The organism is Sphaerisporangium perillae (assembly GCF_023276435.1).
Taxonomy (GTDB): Bacteria; Actinomycetota; Actinomycetes; order Streptosporangiales; family Streptosporangiaceae; genus Sphaerisporangium; species Sphaerisporangium perillae.
In genome coordinates, this window is record NZ_JALLPO010000002.1 from 196,504 (window position 1) to 214,535 (window position 18,032).

General features: G+C 71.3%; 14 protein-coding genes. 4 read left to right on the plus strand and 10 right to left on the minus strand.

The genetic code is table 11. The features are described 5' to 3' along the window. Positions 1-26 precede the first annotated feature (26 nt). Positions 27-257: a DUF3311 domain-containing protein gene (locus tag MYF83_RS02895; protein ID WP_248958561.1), complete on the plus strand. Its 231-nt coding sequence runs from the start codon at positions 27-29 to the stop codon at positions 255-257. Next, complete coding sequence (gene mctP, locus MYF83_RS02900; RefSeq protein ID WP_248958562.1) at positions 254-1,861, plus strand: monocarboxylate uptake permease MctP; 1,608 nt, start codon at positions 254-256, stop codon at positions 1,859-1,861. The genes MYF83_RS02895 and mctP overlap by 4 nt, the downstream gene beginning before the upstream one ends. 85 nt (positions 1,862-1,946) lie before the next feature. Here mctP and MYF83_RS02905 read toward each other — a convergent pair whose 3' ends face one another. Continuing rightward, entirely contained in the window at positions 1,947-2,573 is a 627-nt protein-coding gene (locus MYF83_RS02905) for a TetR family transcriptional regulator (RefSeq protein WP_248958563.1), read from the minus strand. Positions 2,574-2,761: 188 nt separating this feature from the next. Between MYF83_RS02905 and MYF83_RS02910 the strand changes: the two genes are divergently transcribed. Continuing rightward, positions 2,762-4,549 carry a serine/threonine-protein kinase gene (locus MYF83_RS02910; protein WP_248958564.1) on the plus strand — a complete coding sequence of 596 codons (1,788 nt, stop codon included), beginning with the start codon at positions 2,762-2,764 and terminating at the stop codon, positions 4,547-4,549. A 343-nt stretch (positions 4,550-4,892) separates the two neighbouring features. Here the strand turns inward: MYF83_RS02910 and MYF83_RS02915 are convergent, their stop codons facing one another. The 9 genes from MYF83_RS02915 to MYF83_RS02955 form a co-directional block, all read right to left on the minus strand. Beyond that, the gene (locus MYF83_RS02915) at positions 4,893-6,275 is read right to left on the minus strand and encodes a hypothetical protein (RefSeq protein ID WP_248958565.1); all 1,383 of its coding nucleotides are present in this window, start codon (positions 6,273-6,275) and stop codon (positions 4,893-4,895) included. 38 nt (positions 6,276-6,313) lie between these two features. Then, complete coding sequence (locus MYF83_RS02920) at positions 6,314-6,499, minus strand: hypothetical protein (protein ID WP_248958566.1); 186 nt, start codon at positions 6,497-6,499, stop codon at positions 6,314-6,316. Further along, a complete protein-coding gene (locus tag MYF83_RS02925) occupies positions 6,496-8,121 on the minus strand; it encodes a beta-N-acetylhexosaminidase (RefSeq protein ID WP_248958567.1) in 1,626 nt (541 codons plus the stop codon). Before MYF83_RS02925 ends, MYF83_RS02920 begins: the two co-directional genes overlap by 4 nt. A 78-nt stretch (positions 8,122-8,199) precedes the next feature. Beyond that, positions 8,200-10,209, minus strand: coding sequence for an NPCBM/NEW2 domain-containing protein (locus MYF83_RS02930; RefSeq protein ID WP_248958568.1), 2,010 nt, complete (start codon positions 10,207-10,209; stop codon positions 8,200-8,202). A 16-nt stretch (positions 10,210-10,225) separates the two neighbouring features. Then, on the minus strand, positions 10,226-11,800 hold the full coding sequence (locus MYF83_RS02935; protein WP_248958569.1) for an alkaline phosphatase D family protein: 1,575 nt from the start codon (positions 11,798-11,800) through the stop codon (positions 10,226-10,228). A 259-nt stretch (positions 11,801-12,059) separates the two neighbouring features. Continuing rightward, positions 12,060-13,388: an ABC transporter substrate-binding protein gene (locus tag MYF83_RS02940; RefSeq protein ID WP_248958570.1), complete on the minus strand. Its 1,329-nt coding sequence runs from the start codon at positions 13,386-13,388 to the stop codon at positions 12,060-12,062. A gap of 66 nt (positions 13,389-13,454) precedes the next feature. After that, positions 13,455-14,264 (minus strand): carbohydrate ABC transporter permease, encoded by an 810-nt coding sequence (locus tag MYF83_RS02945; protein WP_248958571.1) that lies wholly within the window; start codon positions 14,262-14,264, stop codon positions 13,455-13,457. A gap of 12 nt (positions 14,265-14,276) precedes the next feature. Then, positions 14,277-15,227 (minus strand): carbohydrate ABC transporter permease, encoded by a 951-nt coding sequence (locus tag MYF83_RS02950; RefSeq protein ID WP_248958572.1) that lies wholly within the window; start codon positions 15,225-15,227, stop codon positions 14,277-14,279. Continuing rightward, a complete protein-coding gene (locus MYF83_RS02955) occupies positions 15,224-16,618 on the minus strand; it encodes a glycoside hydrolase family 36 protein (protein ID WP_248958573.1) in 1,395 nt (464 codons plus the stop codon). Before MYF83_RS02955 ends, MYF83_RS02950 begins: the two co-directional genes overlap by 4 nt. Positions 16,619-16,794: 176 nt before the next feature. Here MYF83_RS02955 and MYF83_RS02960 point away from each other — a divergent pair, with 176 nt between their 5' ends. Then, a complete protein-coding gene (locus MYF83_RS02960; RefSeq protein ID WP_248958574.1) occupies positions 16,795-17,994 on the plus strand; it encodes an ROK family transcriptional regulator in 1,200 nt (399 codons plus the stop codon). Positions 17,995-18,032: the final 38 nt, after the last annotated feature.

Genomic DNA, 18,032 nt, shown 5'->3' on the forward strand with positions numbered 1-18,032 from the left:
GCCTCTCTTCTCCCTAGGAGAGTGTGTTGACCACGCCCCCCGGCGATCAGCCACCCGCTCGTAGCGATCACAGCCCGTGGAACTGGCTGCTGCTCGTGCCGATCGTGATTCCCTTGATTCCCGCCCTGTACAACGCGGACGAGCCGCGCCTGTTCGGGTTCCCGCTCTTCTACTGGCTCCAGCTGGCGTTCATCATCCTCGGCGTCACCGCCACGACCATCGTGTACCAGGTGGGCAAGAGGAGGAACGGCCGATGAGCGAGCACATCACCGAGATCGTCGTCTTCTCGATCCTGTTCCTCGTCGTCAGCGGCATGGGGTTCGTCGCGGCCCGCTGGCGCCGCCCCGACGACCTGGCCAGCCTGGACGAGTGGGGCCTCGGCGGCCGGAAGTTCGGCTCCTGGGTCACCTGGTTCCTGGTCGGCGGCGACCTGTACACGGCCTACACCTTCGTGGCCGTCCCCGCACTGCTCTTCGGCGCGGGCGCGACCGGGTTCTTCGCCCTGCCGTACACCATCGTCACCTATCCCCTGGTGTTCCTGGTGCTGATCCGGCTCTGGTCGGTGGCGCACGTGCACGGCATGGTGACGCCCGCGGACTTCGTCCGCGCCCGCTTCGGCTCGCCCACCCTGGCCCTGCTGATCGCGATCACCGGCCTGGTGGCGACGATGCCCTACATCGCGCTGCAGCTCGTCGGCATCGAGGCCGTGCTGAAGACGATGGGGGTCACCGGCGACCTGCCGCTCATCATCGCCTTCGCGATCCTGGCCGCCTACACCTACCAGTCGGGACTGCGCGCCCCCGCGCTGATCGCGTTCGTCAAGGACACGCTGATCTACGTGGTCATCCTGGTGGCGATCATCTACATCCCCGCCAAGCTCGGCGGCTGGGGGTCCATCTTCGATGCGGCCAAGGCCAAGTTCGACGCCACCCCGGCTCCCGGCGACGGCACCCTGCTCAACCCCAACAACCAGCTCCAGTACATCACGCTGGCGTTCGGCTCGGCCATGGCGCTGTTCCTGTACCCGCACAGCGTCACCGGCGTCCTCGCGGCGCGCAGCCGCGGCGTGATCAAGCGGAACATGTCCGCGCTGCCGGCCTACAGCCTGCTCCTCGGCCTGATCGCGCTGCTCGGCTACATGGCCATCGCCGCCGGGATCAAGCCCATCACCGCCAACGGCAAGGCGGACGCCAACACGATCGTGCCGCTGCTGTTCGACAAGATGTTCCCCGACTGGTTCGCCGGCGTGGCCTACGCCGCCGTCGGCATCGGCGCGCTGGTCCCGGCCGCGATCATGTCCATCGCCGCGGCCAACCTGTTCACCCGCAACATCTACAAGGAGTACATCAAGCGGGACGCCACGGCCGCGCAGGAGGCGTCGGTCAGCAAGATCGCCTCGCTGGTCGTCAAGATCGGCGCAGTGCTCGTCATCCTGCTGATCGACCCGCAGTTCTCCATCGACCTGCAGCTCATCGGCGGCGTCATCATCCTGCAGACCCTGCCGTCGGTCGCCCTGGGCCTGTACACGCGCTGGTTCCACCGGGCCGGCCTGATCGCCGGCTGGACCGCGGGCATGGCGGCGGGCATCCTGATGCTCTACAACGTCGCCAACCCCGCGACCAACCACGCCCACTTCGGCGGTTCGGCCTTCCCGCTCGCCAAGCTCGGCCTGGACACCAAGATGACGGTCTACGTCGGTTTCCTGGCCCTGCTGGTCAACCTCGTCGTCGCGGTCCTCGGCACCCTGATCGCCCGCGCCGGCAAGCTCGCCGACGGCAAGGACGCCACCCGGCCGTCGGAGTACTTCGCCGACGAGGGCGACCCCCGCGTCCACGAGGTCGAGCTCACCGGCTCCCACTGACCGCCCCCGCGCGGTCCCGTCCCTGACGCCCCGCGCCCGGCCGCTGCTCCCTCACAGAGCACCGGGCGCGGACGCGTCCCGCGGATCAGCGGCCGGCGGGCGGCCGGGAGGCGCTGGTCATGGCGGTCAGGACGGCGTCGGTGAGGGTGTCGACGACCTGGCGGCGGTCGACCTCGGGGTGTTCCAGCCACCAGTCGCCCGTGGTCTGCACCATGCCGACGAAGGCGTGCCCGAGGATCTGGGCGCGAACCGGGTCGGCCACGGTGCCGTCCGCGGCGATCACGGCGCCGAGTTCCTCCCCCAGGCTGCGCACGATCGTGGCCATGTGCGAGTGGGTGCGGCTGTCCTCGGCGCCGGCGCGGTGGAACAGGAAGCGGTAGAGGTTGAGATTGGCCGAGATCATGTCGAGGTAGGTCTCGATGGTGGCCCTGGCGCGGACGCGCAGGTCGGTGCGGGCCTTCGCGAACTCCGGCCGCAGTTGCTTGATCACGGTGCGGACGTGGCGGTCGGCCAGCGCCCGGTAGAGCCCGCTCTTGTCGCCGAAGTGCCGGTAGAGGATGGGCTTGGTGATGCCCGCCTCGGCGGCGATCGCGGCCATCGAGGCCTGCGGTCCCTCGCGCCGGATCACCCGGTCGGCCGCGTCGAGGAGCGCCCGGCGGCGGTCCGGATCTCGCCCGCCGTTGCCCGCCACGGTCGCCATGCCAGACAGCATAGGGGTACTTCACCGTCACGTACCGCTGCCAGGGCCAGTTCACGGTCAGGTACCGCCGCACGCGATCCCATGTCCGGTACGCACGGAAATTTCACGACTTCACGGCTCGCTGCCCGTCAACCTTTCTGTACGGAATTCGGGAGGGATCGCTTCCGGTAGTGTGCCGCCTCTGACCCCGTTGGAGGTGGATGGTGGCCGAGCCTGGAGCGCCTGAGGTGCCGGGCTACGAGGTGCTCGGGATCCTCGGGCAGGGCGGTTTCGGCGTGGTGTACCGCGCCCGGCAGCTCGCCGTGCGCCGCGAGGTCGCCCTCAAGGTCGACAACCGCGTGCTGGTGTCCGAGCGCGACCGGCGGCGGTTCATGCGCGAGGTCAGCTCGGCCGGCGCCCTGTCCGGGCATCCGCACGTGGCCGACGTGTACGACGCCGGGGTGCTCGGCGACGGCCGGCCGTACATGGTGCTGGAGCTGTGCCCGGGCGGGTCCCTGGCCGACCGGCTGCGCGCCGAGGGGCCGCCGGCGCCGGCGGAGGTCCGCGACATCGGCGTGCGCATCGGCGACGCCCTGGCCGCGGCCCACGCGGCGGGCGTGCTCCACCGCGACGTCAAACCGGCGAACATCCTGGTCAACGGCTATGGCATGGTGGCGCTGTCGGACTTCGGGCTGGCCACCGCCGCGCACGCCGAGGCCGACATGTCGGTGACCCGCGAGTCCCTCACGCCGGCCTTCGGGCCGCCCGAGGCCTTCGAACTCGCCCCGCCGAGCCCGGCCGGTGACGTGTACTCACTGTCGGCCACGCTGTACGCCCTGCTCAACGGCAGGCCGCCGCGCTTCCCTGAGAACGGCGTGGTGAACATCGCGATGATCATGGCGATGCACCGGCGGCCGATTCCCGAGATCCCCGGGGTGCCGCCGGAGCTGACCGCCGTGCTCCGCGCGGGGATGGCGACCGACCCGCGCATGCGCATCCCGTCGGCGGCCGCCCTCCGCGACGCGCTCTCCGCCCTGCCGGCCGCGGTTCTGCCGTCGCGCGGATCCGCTCCGGGGCCCGCCCGCCCGGGGCCCGCCCTCCCGCACGCGGCCTCCTCGGGCCCAGGACCTTCTCCGTACGCGGCCTCCGGCGCAGGGCCTTCCCGGTACGCGGCCTCCTCGGGCCCAGGGCCTTCCGGGCACGCGGCGCCGTTCCCGCCCGGGCCGTCGCTTCCCAGCGCCGGGGACCTCGGACCGGGCGCCCGGCCGGGGCCGGCGGTTCACGGCGTGCACGCGGAGAGGACGGGGCCGGGCAGGCCGGCGGCGGCGACCGGGCACGGAGCGAAGGCCTCGCTGCCGACGGTGCCCCCCGTGCCCCGGTCGCACGCGCATACGGGGCTGTACGTCGCGGTGGCGGGCGTCTTCGCGCTCCTGCTGACGGTCGGGGCCGCGATCATGCTGCGGGAGGGCCAGGACCCTGGGGTCGTGACGATTACGGGGGCGCCGAGCGGGAGCGGGCAGGCCGGCGGGCCCGCCTCCGTACCGGCCTCCTCGCCGGCCGTCGCGCCGGACGGGTCGATCGGGACGGTCCCGACCACCACCACCTCCTGCCCCGCGGCGGCGGTCGCCGGCGCGGGCGCGGCCTGCGGGCGGGACGCGGAGTGCTGGGGCGGCATCGTGTCGATCGCCGGATCGGTGACGGTCAAGAGGCGCGGCTGCGAGGAGACCCACTCGTGGGAGACCTTCGCCATCGCCCCGCTGCCGCTCGACACGCTCACCTACGACATGCATGACCTCGAGGCGCATCCCGTCGTCAAGAAGCTGTGCTCGCTGCCGGTCCTGCTGCGCTCGCGGTACGGCGCGGCCAAGGCGATCACGGCGGGCAAGTGGATGGTCTCCGTGCTGCCGCCCAGCCCGGAGGCGTTCAAGGAGGGGGTCCGGATCTACCGGTGCGTCGGCGGTGTGGCCGGCACCGATCGGCCCGGCACCTACTTCAGACCCCTCGGCTGAGGCCGCCCGGCGAGGTCGGGCGGATGTGGCGGCAGGTGTGAGGCCAGGTGTGACGGCCGGGCGCGCGTTCGAACGCTGCGAAGCAACGCGCGCCCGGCCGCCGTGCGAATCGCTCCGGGCCGGGGAGGAGACCCGAGCCCGGCACGATCCGGTCAGGTGGTCAGGTGGTCAGGTGGTCAGACCGTCAGGTGATCGGGGCATCAGACGGTGAGACGGCCGGGTGGTCACGGGCATGGGCGGGCGGCCGGGAGCAGGTCGGGCCGTCAGGGGCCATGGGCCGGGTGGCAGAGAACAGGCCGGACGGTCAGGGGCTTGGGCGGGTGGCAGGGAGCCGGTCGGGCGGTCACGAGCAGGTCAGGCCGGGGCAGTCGAACACCAGGACCAGGCGGTCGCCCGGATAGACCCCGTCCCCCTTGAACTCGCTCGCCAGCCAGAGCTCGTGGCTCGCGGGCCAGTAGCTGAGGTTCTGGGAGTTGGCGGGCGTGGTGGTCCAGTAGTGGACGTCCAGGGTGCCGTCGGACGCCAGCGTGGTCTTGTGCAGGCACGACTTGGTGTAGGTCGTCGTCCCGGAGGAGTCGACCACCTGGCCGTCGGTCGTCGAGGGCATGTAGCTCACGACGGGCGTGCCGTTGGGGCACCGTCCCGCCAGCAGGCCGTGGCTTCCGGTGAAGACCCCGCCCTGCGTGTCCCAGACGGGCGACGTCCACCCCGCGATCGGGTGGACGTAGCCGTCGGCGCTCTTCTTCAGCAGCGCGGTATCCGCGTCGAGCGGCCAGCGCATGATCTTGCCACCGGAGCCGCCCGACTTGAACTCGGTGGTCACCATGGCGTCGGGATAGCCGGACCTGTCGAGGGAGACGCTGGTCATGCAGGGGTTGGACAGGTCGAGCGAGACGCAGACGCCTCCGCTGCCCGCGAAGCGGTAGTAGCCGATCTCGGGGAGCGCGTAGATGTGGTACGCCGCCGAGCAGGCCGAGCTCGTGCAGCCGACCGACCCCGAGGAGGTGGAGCTCATCCTCCAGATGTGGCGCAGGTCGAAGACCCGGACGAGGCGGTCTCCCCCGCTGACCGCCGGGTCGCCGCCGGTCACCATGAAGAGTTTGTTGCCGTACCACATGATGCCGTCGGCGTGGCTCGGGATCGCGTGGTACCCCGCGGAGGTGCCGTCCGGCTCGACCAGCAGCACGTGCCGGTAGTTCGCGCCGACGACGCCGTTCGTGACGTCGACGAAGCTGACGCGCGCCAGCCTGTTCTCGCCGGCCTCGTGATGGTAGCTGCTGTGCCAGCTCACCGCGACGATCTTCTTCGCGGCGCAGCCTGAGCAGGGGGTGTAGAGCACCGAGCCGTTGGCGCCGTCACCGCTGCCGGTGATGCCCTGCGGGTACCAGACGTTGGTGGAGTCGTCGGCGCTCGCCCAGCAGAAGCCCTGGACGGAGGCGGAGACGTGCACGTCGGTGGCGTGGCAGATGTTCTGGGTCTTGTAGCCCCCGGCGACGACGTCCCCGAGGTCGGTGACGGTGAACGGCCGGGAGGACGCCTCCGCGGCGTCCCGGTGACCCGTGATGGTGGTGAAGCTGCCCTCGTCGGAGAGCGGCCGCACGCCGCTGAGTTCCTGGGCGGTGATGACGCCGCCGGTGGCGGCGCTCGCGGGTGCCTGCCACGCCGTCATGCTCGCCAGTACGAGCATGACGGCGACGGCGAGGCGGGGCAACCGTCCTGCGTCCATGTGAGGCTCCTTGGGGGGTGGAGGGGGCGCGGAGGCGCTCAGGGGATTTGGGTCTCGCCGATCAGTTCCAGGACGCGGTCCTGCTCGTCATCGGGGTCGAGGACGGAGAGGTCGCGGTAGATCGGCGTTCCCGCGAACGGGCTGGGCAACGCGGCGCACTCGGCGGGCAGGCGCAGGTCTGTGGGGGCGGTGCCGGAGTCCGCAGGTAAGGGGCTGCCGGTCATGTCAGGCCGCCGCGGATGTTGCTGGTCTCGACGGCCATGTGGGCGAGCCAGCGGCCCAGGTCCTCCGGGCGGCCGGGGACGCCGGGCCGGGTCTGCCAGGGCAGCGGGCCGTCCTCGCGCCGGTACTCGACGCCGATGGCGTCCAGGCGTTCCAGGTGGGGGGCGAGCCGCGAGCGGAACTCCTCGAAGTCGCGCTCCCCGCGGCTCCACATGGCCTCGGCGAACGCCGCCAGCCGCGGGAAGGCCATGTAGTCGAGCCGCCGGCCGGAGTCGATGAGCTCGGTCCACAGGCAGCACGTGGAGCCGAGGACGTGCCGGGCCTCGGCGCCGTCGAGCTCCCCGGGCACGGGATCGAAGGCGTGCACCGCGGCCAGGGTGAGCACGGTGCCGAAGGGGACGGGCTCGTCGGGGTGATCGGACTGGCGGTAGTCCAGGTAGACCGAGGTGTTCAGGCAGTTGATCACGTCGTGGCCGGCGCGGGCTCCCGAGACCGCGCCGTCCAGGCTGCGCCAGGACGCGACGACCGCGCCGGGGGCGAGGCCGCCTTCGAGGATCTCGTCCCAGCCGACCATCCGCCTGCCCCGATCGGCGAGGTAGGCGTCGAACCGCCCGATGAACCAGCTCTGCAGTTCCTCCTCGTCGCGAAGGCCGAGTTCGGCGATGCGGCGGTGCGCGGCGGGGCTGGCCCGCCACTGGTCCTTGCGGCACTCGTCCCCGCCCACACAGATGTAGGGGCTCGGGAACAGTTCCAGGACCTCGTCGAACACGTCCAGGAAGAACCGCACGGTTGCTTCCTCGACGTTGAGGACGTTCTGGGAAACGCCCCAGGTGGTGGCGACCTCCAGCGGCGTGCCGAGGTTGCCCAGCTCGGGGTAGGCGGCGATGGCGGCCTGCGTGTGGCCGGGGATGTCGATCTCGGGCACCACGGTGATGTGCCGGGCCGCCGCGTAGGCGACGATCTCCCTGATGTCCCGCTGGGTGTAGAAGCCGCCGTGCGGTACGCCGTCGCCGGGTCCGCGCCATCCCATCTGACTCTCCCGCCGCCAGGCCCCCACTTCGGTGAGCCGGGGGTGGCGCTCGATCTCGACGCGCCACCCCTGGTCGTCGGTCAGGTGCAGGTGGAGCACGTTGAGCTTGTGCATGGCCAGCAGGTCGATGAAGCGCAGCACCTCCGCCTTGGGCATGAAGTTGCGGGCGACGTCCAGCAGGCAGCCGCGCCAGGGGAAGCGCGGCCCGTCCTCGATGCGCACGGCGGGCAGGATCCAGGGGCCCGCGCCGAGCGGGGCCCGGCGGAACGCTTCGGCGGGCAGGAGCTGGCGGAGGGTCTGCGCGCCGTAGAACGCGCCCGCCGGCGTCACCGCCTCGACGCGCGCGCCGCCCGCGTCGACGGCGAGCCGGTAGTCCTCCGGCCCGAGGCCTCCACCAGGGTCGGCGAGGGCCAGGACGATCGTTCCGGGGCCCGGCGGGCGAGGGGCCAGGTCGTACCCGGTCGCCGCGCCGAGCTCACCTCGCAGCCAGGCCGCCGCGCCCGCCAACGCGGGGTGCGCGGCGATCCCCGTGTCGCGGTCGATGGTGAACGTGCCTGGGCGGGGTTCCCGCCGCTCGGGCCTCGGGATGGTCATCGTTTCCTTTCGGTCGGTCGTGGCGCCGGCCTGGACGGGTTCCCGCCCAGGCCGGCCTCGGGACGGTGGCCGCGTCCCTCAGTCGCAGGTGATCGTGGCGTCGGCGAAGTCGGCGTGGTCCCAATAGGCGTTGTCGACGCCGTTGGTGGCCACCAGGCGGATGTAGGTGGCTCCCTGGACCGAGGCGGTGACCTTCTTGGCGGGCCGGTCGCCGGTGACGACGCCGGACCGGGCGGTGCGCTCGCCGTCCGCCCAGACCTGGAACTCCACCGATCCGTGCTTGGCGGCGGGTTCGTCGACCTCGTCGTCGACCCCGCCCTGGAACTCCACGGTGGAGCACCGTCCGGCGACGTAGAACTCGATGTCGGCGGGGGCGTGGGCGCCGAGGCCCTTGGCGTAGACGGTGCCTTCGACGGTGAGGGGGCGCCCGTCTCCGGTGCCGCCGTCGCCGTTGCTGCGGTCCCGCTCGACGGTGCCGAGGTGGTTGGTCATGACGGTCCACGGCAGGTCGCTCAGGTACGTCCTGCCGGGCCCGGGCGCCTTGGCGAGCAGGACGCCGGCACCCGAGGCGACCTGCGGCCCGCCGTCCCAGGTGACCGTGCCGCCGATCTGGTAGCCGGTGAGCGGGGCGTCGGCGGGCGGGGTGAGGTCCCACGACGTCTCGAAGACGTCGCCGGTGGCGAGGGGCTTGGGCGAGGTGGCGGCGGTGGCGGGGACCGCCTTCCACCCCTGTGGCATGGTCAGCGAGACGGTCGCCTGGCGCAGGTTGGCGGTCCCGCCGGTGTTTGTGACCCGCGTGACGATCCGTCCCGCCCTGCCCGGCTCGAGCACCGGGGGCCGGTTGTCGCCGAGGAACGAGGCCGGGGCGACCTCGAACGTCACCGCGGGCGGCGCGCTCACCCGTCCCGTGCCGATGCGGTACATCACGGCGCCGTGCGGTGGTACGGCCGCGCCGATGTCCCCCTTGGTGAGGGTGACGGCGCCGGTCCACAGGTCCTCGACGCGGTAGCGGTCCGCCTGCGGCAGTCGGAGGCGGGCGGCCGTCGCGGTGATGGTGGCGTAGCGGTTGCTCTCGTTGAACAGCACGACCGCGTGGTCGCCGTTCGCGAGGGGCTTGTCGATCACGTGGTACCAGCCGTCGGTGACCGCGTAGTGGCCCTGCACCCCGAGCGGGTCCTGGTCGACCGCGATCACCTTGGGGTTGCCGAGCAGGCCGGCGTCCAGCTTGGCCGGGTCGGCCTGGGCGATCAGCGGCGAGGCCATGACGCTCCACAGGCTGACCTGGGCCTGGTACTCCCTGGCCGTCATGCCGCCCCGGGCGGCCTGCAGCAGGTCGGCGTCGTTCCAGTGGCCCGCCCCGGCGTACTCGCCGCGCAGCATGTTGGTCTCCCAGACGTCGACCATGTGCGCGTAGGCGTCGGTCAGCGGCTTGGTCACCACGTTGGTGCGCCAGGACGTGGCCACCTGCCCGCCCCACAGCCACGGGACGGTGCTGCCGTCCTCGTTGTTCATGGCGAAGGCGACCTTGTCGCCGAGGGCGTCACGCATCGCCGGGTACAGCGTCTGGGCGATCTGCTGGACGTTCTTGCCCGGGAAGTCGGCGGTGGGGATCGAGCACCAGTCGTACTTGAGGTAGTCGACGCCCCAGCCGGCGATCTGCGCACCGTCGGCGGCCTCGTGCTTGTAGGCGCCTGGGCCGCCGCCCGAGCAGGCGGTGGTGCCGGCCGAGTGGGCGAGCCCGAGCTTGAGTCCCTTGCCGTGAACGTAGCCGGCGAGGGCCTCGATCCCGCCGGGGAACCGGGCTGCGTCGGCGGCCGGCCCGCCCCGGGCGTCGCGCTGCTTGGCCAGCCAGCAGCCGTCGATGATCACGTACTTGTAGCCGGCGGCGGCCAGGCCGTTCGCGGCGAGGGTGTCGGCGGCGTTCCTGACGGCCGCCTCGTTGACGGCGCAGCCCAGGGTGCGGCTGCTCCACCCCATGGGCGGGGCGTCGATGGGCGGAGGGCCGCCGGTGGTCTGGGCGGCGGAGGCCAGGGGCACGGCGAGCACGCCGAGCAGGACCGCGGTCGCGGCGGCCGTTCTGCGGTACATGGGCTCGAGGCTCCCGTCAGGCGGGGTTGAGGGTCGGGGTGCCGGGCTCGATGACGAAGGAGCCGGAGGTGTAGGCGGGGGCATAGGGCTCGGAGACGTAGCCGAGCGAGCGGAAGTCGACCTTCATCTCCCGCTCGGACACCACGGTCCGCACGTAGCCGCGCCGGCCGTTGAAGAACTTCACGTGCGGGTTCTCCGCGAGCAGGATCTGGGTGTTGTCGTACTCGTCCCTGCCGTCGCCCTCGGAGGTGACCGAGGTGGAGACCAGCTCGACGGCGACCGACGGCGATCCGGGGTCGGCGTGGTCGCGCTTGACCTCGCCCGCCCAGTGGGAGTGGACGTCACCGGTGAGCACGACGCCGTTGCGCCTGTTGTCGGCGATGGCGGCCGTGACCCGGTTCCGGCTGGCGACGTAGCCGTCCCAGCCCTCGTTGGAATAGCCGTGCGCGGCGCCGTTCGCCCAGTCCATCTGCATGAAGAACACCTGCTGGCCGAGCAGGTCCCACACCGCCTCGGAGGTGCGGAGCCGCTCGCCGAGCCAGGCCTCCTGCTCGTCGCCGAGGATGGTGCGCCCGGTGTCGAACCGGTCGGCGCAGTCGTCGCCCACCGTGCCGGACCTGCCGGTGCAGGCGTACAGGTCGCGGTACTGCCGGGTGTCCAGCATGTGCATGTTGGCCACCGCGCCCCACCGCAGCGTGTGGTACAGCGACATGGCCGGTCCGGTGGGCTTCTGCGCGCGGCGCAGCGGCATGTTCTCCCAGAACGCCTGGAAGGCCGCCGCCCGGCGCGGCAGGAACGGCGGGTCGGGCTGCTCGGGGACGTCGCCGGCCCAGCCGTTCTCGATGTCGTGGTCATCGAACACGACCGTCCAGGGCGCGATGGCGTGCGCCATCTGCAGGTCGGGGTCGGCCTTGTGCTGGGCGTACCGCAGCCGGTAGCCGGCGAGGTCGAAGCATTCCCCGCCCGCCTGGTCGCGCACCGGATACTTGTAGTCGCCGTACTCGTAGATGTAGTCGCCGAGGAAGGCGATCAGGTCGGGGTGGTCCTCGGCCATCCGCCGGTAGGGGGTGAACCATCCCTTCTGGTAGTCGGCGCACGAGGCGAACGACAGGTGCAGGTCGCGCTTGCGGGCGCCGGGCGCCGGGGCGGTGAGGGTGCGGCCGGCCTGCGACAGCTCGCTCTCCACCTTGAAGCGGTAGAAGTACTCCGCGCCGGGGTCCAGGCCGTCCAGCTCGACGTGGACGCTGTGCGCCTCCTCGGGGCGGGCGGTCTCGACGCCGTGGCGCACGACCTTCTTGAAGTTCTCGTCGCGGGCGAACTGCCACTGGACCGGTACGGGCCGGGCGGGCATGCCGCCGAGTCCGTCGGGCGCTATGGGGTCCATGGCGAGGCGGGTCCACAGCACCACGCCCTCGGCGTCGGGCTCGCCGGAGGCCACGCCGAGCCGGAACACGTCGCGCAGAGGGGCGGCGCGGCGGGCCGCCGGGCTGGCCTGCGCCGCCTGCCCGGGCGGGCCGAGCGCGACCGCGAGGCCGAGGCCGGCGCCGCCGGCGATGAGGGAACGCCGGGAGATTCCCGGAGATGGGGGCATGGGGGGTTCTCCTCGCAGAAAGGTGACCGGCGCGTGCCGGACGCCCGGCGCGCGGGCCAGGAGCGGACGGCGGTGGAGCCGGCCATGGAGGCGGCGGAGCGTCGCCAGGTGATGGCGGAGCGGCCGGGGAGGCGGCGGAGCGTTGCCTGGTACGTGGCGGAGCGTTGCCGGGGAAATGGCGGAGCGGCCGGGAGGTGGTGAACGAGAAGCGGCTGGCCGTACGGCGGCGCGGGCGTGCGCCGCGCCGCCGTACGGCCGTCTACTTGATGGAGGCGTTGCCTTCCTGGACCGCCTGGTCGGCGGCGGCCTTCGGCGTGACCTTCCCGAGGTACATGTCGTTGAAGATCTGGTTCATCTTCGGTTCGAAGCCGGTGAAGCCGGTGACCACCGGGAGGTTGTAGGTCTGGCCCTGCGCCTCCTCAAGGAAGGGCGACACGTCGAGCTTCTTGGTGTTCTTCCAGTAGTCGACGTATCCCTGGTCCAGGCTGGAGATCGCGGGGAAGACGTACCCGGCGTCGCCCATGATCTTCTGGGCCTCCGGCGAGGCGAGGAAGGCGGCGAGCTCCTGGGCCTCCTTGGGGTGCTTGGACTTGGAGTAGACGGCCTCCGACAGCCCGTTGATGTTGACCGACCGGCCGGCCGGGCCCTCCGGCATGGCGGCCACGCCGATCTCGAAGTTGGACTCGGGGGTCACGAAGGGAAGCAGCGCGTTGTTGGCGGGGAACATGGCGACCTCGCCGCGCTCGAACATCGGCGTCACCTTGCCGGTCGGCGGGTTGGTCTGGGTGGCGGGCGGCGACACGTGGTACTTGTTCACCAGGTCGACGCCCCACTGCAGGGCCTGCACCGAGGCGTCGTCGTTGAAGACGTACTGGCCGAACGGCTTGTCGATGAGCTTGCCGCCGTTGGAGTTGATCCAGTTCATCCACTGGGTCTGGTAGTGGTTCCAGGAGGCGAAGCCCCACTGCTTCACCTTGCCGGCGTCGAAGCCGCTCTCGTCCGGGTGCTTGCCGGCCGCGTCGACGGTCAGCTTGCGGGCCAGCTCCAGGAAGGTCCCCGAGCCGTCGGGGGCCCAGTTCAGCTTGTCGGGCATCTCCACGCCGGCCTTCTTGAAGGCGTCCTTGTTGTAGAGCAGGCCGACGATGCCCCAGTCCTTGGGCACGCCGTACAGCTTGCCCTGGTAGGTGTAGGAGTCGACGACGTTCTTGTTGTAGATGCTCGTGTCGAGCTTCAGGGGGCTGAGGTCGGCCAGGATGCCCTTGGTGACGAACTCGGGGAACTGCGAGGCCGTCATCCAGAAGACGTCGGGCGCCGTGCCCGCCACCGCGTCGGCGGTCATCTTCGTCCAGTACTGGTCGTAGGGCAGCAGCTCGATGGTGACGCCGATGTTCGGGTGGCTCTTCTGGAAGGCCGCCGCCACCTTCTCGAAGCCGACCTTCTGCTGGTCGTCCCAGAGCCGGTAGGTGAGCGTGACCTTCTCGCCGGAGCCTCCGGACGTACCAGAGCCCGAGCCGCCGCAGGCGGCGGTCGCGGAGAGGAGAAGTGCGCCGAACGCGGCGCCGGCCCAGCGAATTCGGGGGGATGTCATATTCGCTGACACCTTTCTTTCGTGATGTTGCCCTGTCGGGAGCTCAGGTCGGGCGGTGGCGTGCGGTCATTTCAGTCCGGTGAGGACCACCGACCGCACGATGTAGCGCTGGAAGAAGATGAAGATCGCGACCATGGGGACGAGCGCGATCAGGCTGCCGGCCATCATCAGGGTGTCGTCCACGCCGACGGCGCCCTTCAGCCCCGCGAGCGCCACCGTGATCACCTTGGTGTCGTCACCGCTGGTGATGATCATCGGCCACATGAAGTTGTTCCAGGACGAGATCACCGTGATGATCGCCAGCGTCCCGAGGGCGGGGCGGCTGAGCGGCAGGATGATCCGCCACAGGGTCGTCAGCGGGCCCGCCCCGTCGATGCGCGCCGCGTCCTCCAGGCCGGCGGGGATGCCCCTGAAGAACTGCCGCATCAGGAAGATGCCGTACGGCGTGCCGAGGAGGTACGGGACGAGCAGGCCGTACCAGGTGTTGACCAGGCCGAGCTGGCGCATGATCAGGAACAGCGGGATGACGGTGACCGCGGCCGGCACCATCAGCGTCGCCATGTACACCCAGAACAGGGCCTCCCTGCCGCGGAACCGCATGCGGGCGAAGGCGTAGGCCGCGAAGGTCGTGAAGACGAGCTGCCCTGCGGTGAGCGCGGCCGTCATCACCAGCGTGTTGCCGAGGAACCACGGAAATCCCGTGTCGAGCAGCCGCTCGATGTTGCCGAGCGACGGCGGGAAGGCGGGTAGCCAGGGCTTGGTCGCGTTGAGCCGGCCGCGCGACTTGAAGGCGGTGAGCACCACCAGCAGGTACGGGAAGATCGACAGGAACGCCCCGGCGAGGAGGACGACGTAGATCGCGGACTTCTTGAGCACCGGTGCCTCCTCTCAGCTCAGGTCGTAGGTCGTGCGGCGGTTGAAGTAGCGCACCTGCGCCAGCGTGACCAGCAGGATGATCAGGAACAGCAGCATCGCCAGCGCGGACGCGTAGCCGAAGTCGAACTCCCTGAACGCCGTCCCGAAGATCTTGAAGTTGATCACCTCGGTGCTGTCGCTCGGCCCCCCGTCGGTCATCACGAACACGGTGTCGAACACCTGGAAGGCGCCGATCATGTTCGTGACCAGCACGAAGAACATCGCCGGATTGAGCAGCGGCAGGGTGACGGTGAAGAAGCGCTGCCAGGACGTGGCACCGTCCGTCGAGGCGGCGTCGTGCAGCTCCTTCGGGATGCCCTGCAGGCCGGCCAGGAAGAACAGCATGTTGTAGCCGGTGTGCTGCCAGATGTTGACGAGCGCGATGGCCGGCAGCGCCCACGTGCTGTCCGACAGCCAGTCGGGGCCCTGCACGCCCACCACGGCCAGGGCGCTGTTGACGGCGCCGTTGACCGGGTCGAATATCCAGTCCCAGACGAGGCCCATCACGATCGGGGTGGCGATCCAGGGGATGACGAACAGGGCGCGGAAGATCTTCACGCCCTTCAGCCGCTGGTTCAGCAGGACCGCGAGCGCGAGCGCGAGGGCGGTCTGCGCGGGCACGCAGAGCAGCACGTACAGCACGGTGACCCAGAGCGAGTGGCTCACCGACGGGTCCGAGATCAGCTTGCGGTAGTTGTCCAGGCCGGTGAACGCCGGGTCCGACAGCAGCTGCCAGTTGAAGAAGCTGAGCCCCGCCACGATCAGCACGGGCAGCAGCAGGAACGCGATCACGCCGAACAGGCTGGGTGCGATGAAGAGGTAGGGATACCAGCCGGTGAGCCCGCGCCGGGCGGCCGCGACCGGAGCCGGGGCCGTGTCGGGCCGGGCCTTCATCGGGGCCGCCTGGACCTGCGCCGGGCTCACGGCGTCGCCGTTCCGGGACCGGCCGTCACGATGGCTTCAGTGCTCCAGGGACGGGCCAGAGGCGGAGGCCCGGAGGGGTCGGGGCGGGTGGGGGTCATCAGGCGGCGGGTCGTCTCAAGGCCCCACGCGTCCAGGGCGGCGATGGGGTCGCTCGCGCCGCGCAGGCCGCCGCTGGACTCGATGTGCGCGGCCCACTCCTCACGGGTCTCGACCTCGGGCCGCACGATGAGGCAGTCGGGGTCGTTCACCCACCAGCGGGCGTGCAGGAACTCGCGGGCCTCGCCGGTGAGCCGGGCGCCTAGCTGGCTCGGCTGGCTGATGTCCCCGTGGCGGGGCATCCGCCGGGGCGCGGTGTCGGGGCTGACGCGCATGACGTCGACCAGGCCGAGGCTGGGCAGCAGCGGGGCGCCGCAACCGTGGATCACGGCGCCGGGGCCGGTCGCCTCCCTGATCAGCTCCAGGCCGCGCCGGTAGGCGGCGATCGGGCCGGCGCCGTCGTGCCGGCGGCCCGGCATGGCGCCCGCGTAGATGTAGTCGAGCTTGAAGTGCGCGATCCCGAGCGCGGTCAGCTCGCGGAAGACGCCGGCCAGGTGTTCGGCGGCGGCCGGGCGGGTGACGTCCAGCACGGCGAGGTCCTGGTCCCACATGTGCCCGGCGCTGACGCCGGGGACCGTCCAGCCGGGATGCTCCTCGTACAGGCGGCTGTGCCGTCCGACGAGGAAGGGCGCCACCCAGATGCCGCTCCTCCTGCCGCTGTCCGCGATCGCGCCGACGGCCCGTTCCAGGGAGCCGAAGGCGGGCCGGACGTCGAGCCAGTCGCCGATGCCGGTCTCGTAGCCGTCGTCGATGAGGAACAGGTCCAGGTCGATGCCGTGGCGGTCGGCCAGGGAGAGGTTCTCGGTCACGTCGGACTCGGTGACCTTGTCCCAGTACCCGTACCAGGAGCACCAGAGCGGCGGGATCACCGAGATCGCGGGGGCGACCGGCGCGGCCATCGTGTCGGCCCATCCCGCGAGGGCGGTGTCCAGCGGCCCCTCGGCTCGCCAGTGGGACACGGGGCCGTCGGCCGAGATCACCAGGGTGTCGTCGCCGGCCCGCCGCGCCCTGATGGAGGGCACGGCGAGGTGGCCGGGAGCCGACCAGAGGTGCACCGGCCCGCCGTCCCCGGGGTCGACGGCGAGCAGGCCCTCGCCCTGGAACACGCCGGGCGGCACGGGGGTCTCCGGGCGGTAGGCCAGCACCTGGATGGTGGCGTCGGCCGCCCGGGGCGGAGTGTCGTCGAGGCGGTAGGCGCCCGAAGGGCTCCATGACTGCCAGCCGTGCTCGAAGACCAGGGCGTGCCGGCGGTCGCACGCGACCTCGCCGACGTCGGTGAACTTCGCTCGCGACATCAGCACGTCCTCTCAAGCGGGGCATTTACGAAGGAGCCCATCATTAGTAGCACTGAGCCGAAATAGGGGTCAATGGGCAATCTTTTCTGTAAACCCGTCAAGGGCGTGCTCTCCCGGCCTCCGAGGATGGCTGGCATAATCGGACTTAACGAGGAGACCTACATTAGGAACCGTCCATGTCGAACCCTGCGCCGAGCGGCGGCGACCTCTCGCGGCTACGGCAGCTCAACTCCCTGGCCGCGATCAGGGTTCTGCGCGGCGCCGAGCCGCTCACACTGTCGGTGCTCGCCGAGCGCACCGGGCTGTCCCGCCCCTCCACCAAGGACGTGATGGACGAACTGGTCGGGCTCGGCTGGGTCGAGGAGGTCGCGCCGGTCGCGGGGACGATGGGACGCCCGGCGCGGCGCTACCGCTTCCGCGCCGACGGCGGCCATGTCGTGGGCGTCGACATAGGAGCGCACAAGGTCCTGGCCGCGCTCGCCGACCTCGACGGCAACATCCTGGCCGAGACCCGCCACACCGTCGACCCGGACACGCCCACCGACGCCCGGCTCGACGCCATCGACAAGGCCATCGCGGGGTGCCTGTCCCTGGCCGGCCTGACCAGGCGCGACCTGTGGGCCGTCACCGCCGGCACCACGGGCCTGGTCGATCCCGAGGGCCGCGTCGCGCTGTCCACCGCCATCCGGAACTGGTCCGGCGTGGACCTCGCGGGCCGGCTCTCGGAGATGTTCCCCTGCACGGTCCTGGTGGAGAACGACAGCAAGCTGGCCGCGCTCGCCGAGTGGCAGCGCGGCGTGGCGCAGGGGGCCAAGGACGTGCTGTTCCTGCACGCCGGACGGCGCACGGGCGCCGGCCTGATCGTCGACGGCAAGCTGCACCGGGGGTTCGCCGGGTCGGCCGGCGAGATCAGCCTGCTCCCCCTGTCCCGGTGGGCCGACGGGTCCGCGCTCCTCGACGGCAGCCCCGTGGTGCCGACGGGCATCCCGCCGCAGGACGCCGCCAGGTACGTGCTGTCGGCCGCGCGCGACGGCGACCCGGCCGCGATGGAGTCGGTCGAGCGTTACGTGGAGGTGCTCGCGCTCGGGGCCGCCATGATGGTGCTGACCGTCGATCCCGAGCTGGTCATCCTGGGCGGGAGCTTCTCCCGGGCCGCTGACATCCTGCTGCCGCCGCTGCGCCGCCGCCTGGCCGAGGTCTGCATGCGGCCCCCTGAGCTGCGCGTCTCCACTCTCGGGGACGAGTGCGTCGTGCTCGGCGGCATCGGCTACGCCATCCACCACCTGGACGGCCGGCTCTTCGGAGTCGAGGGGGGCCTGCCCACGCCGCTCCCCCAGCACGCCGATGCCATGCTCACCTCAGGCGCGCCACTTTGAGGTGAATGCTGGAAATCTCTGGAACTCCAGGGAACTGT

Bases quoted from the DNA above. Each gene is read 5' to 3' on its own strand.
- MYF83_RS02910 (WP_248958564.1), top strand. From the start codon at position 2,762: ATGGTGGCCGAGCCTGGAGCGCCTGAGGTGCCGGGCTACGAGGTGCTC.
- MYF83_RS02920 (WP_248958566.1), bottom strand. From the start codon at position 6,499: ATGACCGGCAGCCCCTTACCTGCGGACTCCGGCACCGCCCCCACAGAC.
- MYF83_RS02940 (WP_248958570.1), bottom strand. From the start codon at position 13,388: ATGACATCCCCCCGAATTCGCTGGGCCGGCGCCGCGTTCGGCGCACTT.
- MYF83_RS02935 (WP_248958569.1), bottom strand. From the start codon at position 11,800: ATGCCCCCATCTCCGGGAATCTCCCGGCGTTCCCTCATCGCCGGCGGC.
- mctP (WP_248958562.1), top strand. From the start codon at position 254: ATGAGCGAGCACATCACCGAGATCGTCGTCTTCTCGATCCTGTTCCTC.
- MYF83_RS02915 (WP_248958565.1), bottom strand. From the start codon at position 6,275: ATGGACGCAGGACGGTTGCCCCGCCTCGCCGTCGCCGTCATGCTCGTA.
- MYF83_RS02905 (WP_248958563.1), bottom strand. From the start codon at position 2,573: ATGCTGTCTGGCATGGCGACCGTGGCGGGCAACGGCGGGCGAGATCCG.
- MYF83_RS02955 (WP_248958573.1), bottom strand. From the start codon at position 16,618: ATGTCGCGAGCGAAGTTCACCGACGTCGGCGAGGTCGCGTGCGACCGC.
- MYF83_RS02930 (WP_248958568.1), bottom strand. From the start codon at position 10,209: ATGTACCGCAGAACGGCCGCCGCGACCGCGGTCCTGCTCGGCGTGCTC.
- MYF83_RS02960 (WP_248958574.1), top strand. From the start codon at position 16,795: ATGTCGAACCCTGCGCCGAGCGGCGGCGACCTCTCGCGGCTACGGCAG.
- MYF83_RS02925 (WP_248958567.1), bottom strand. From the start codon at position 8,121: ATGACCATCCCGAGGCCCGAGCGGCGGGAACCCCGCCCAGGCACGTTC.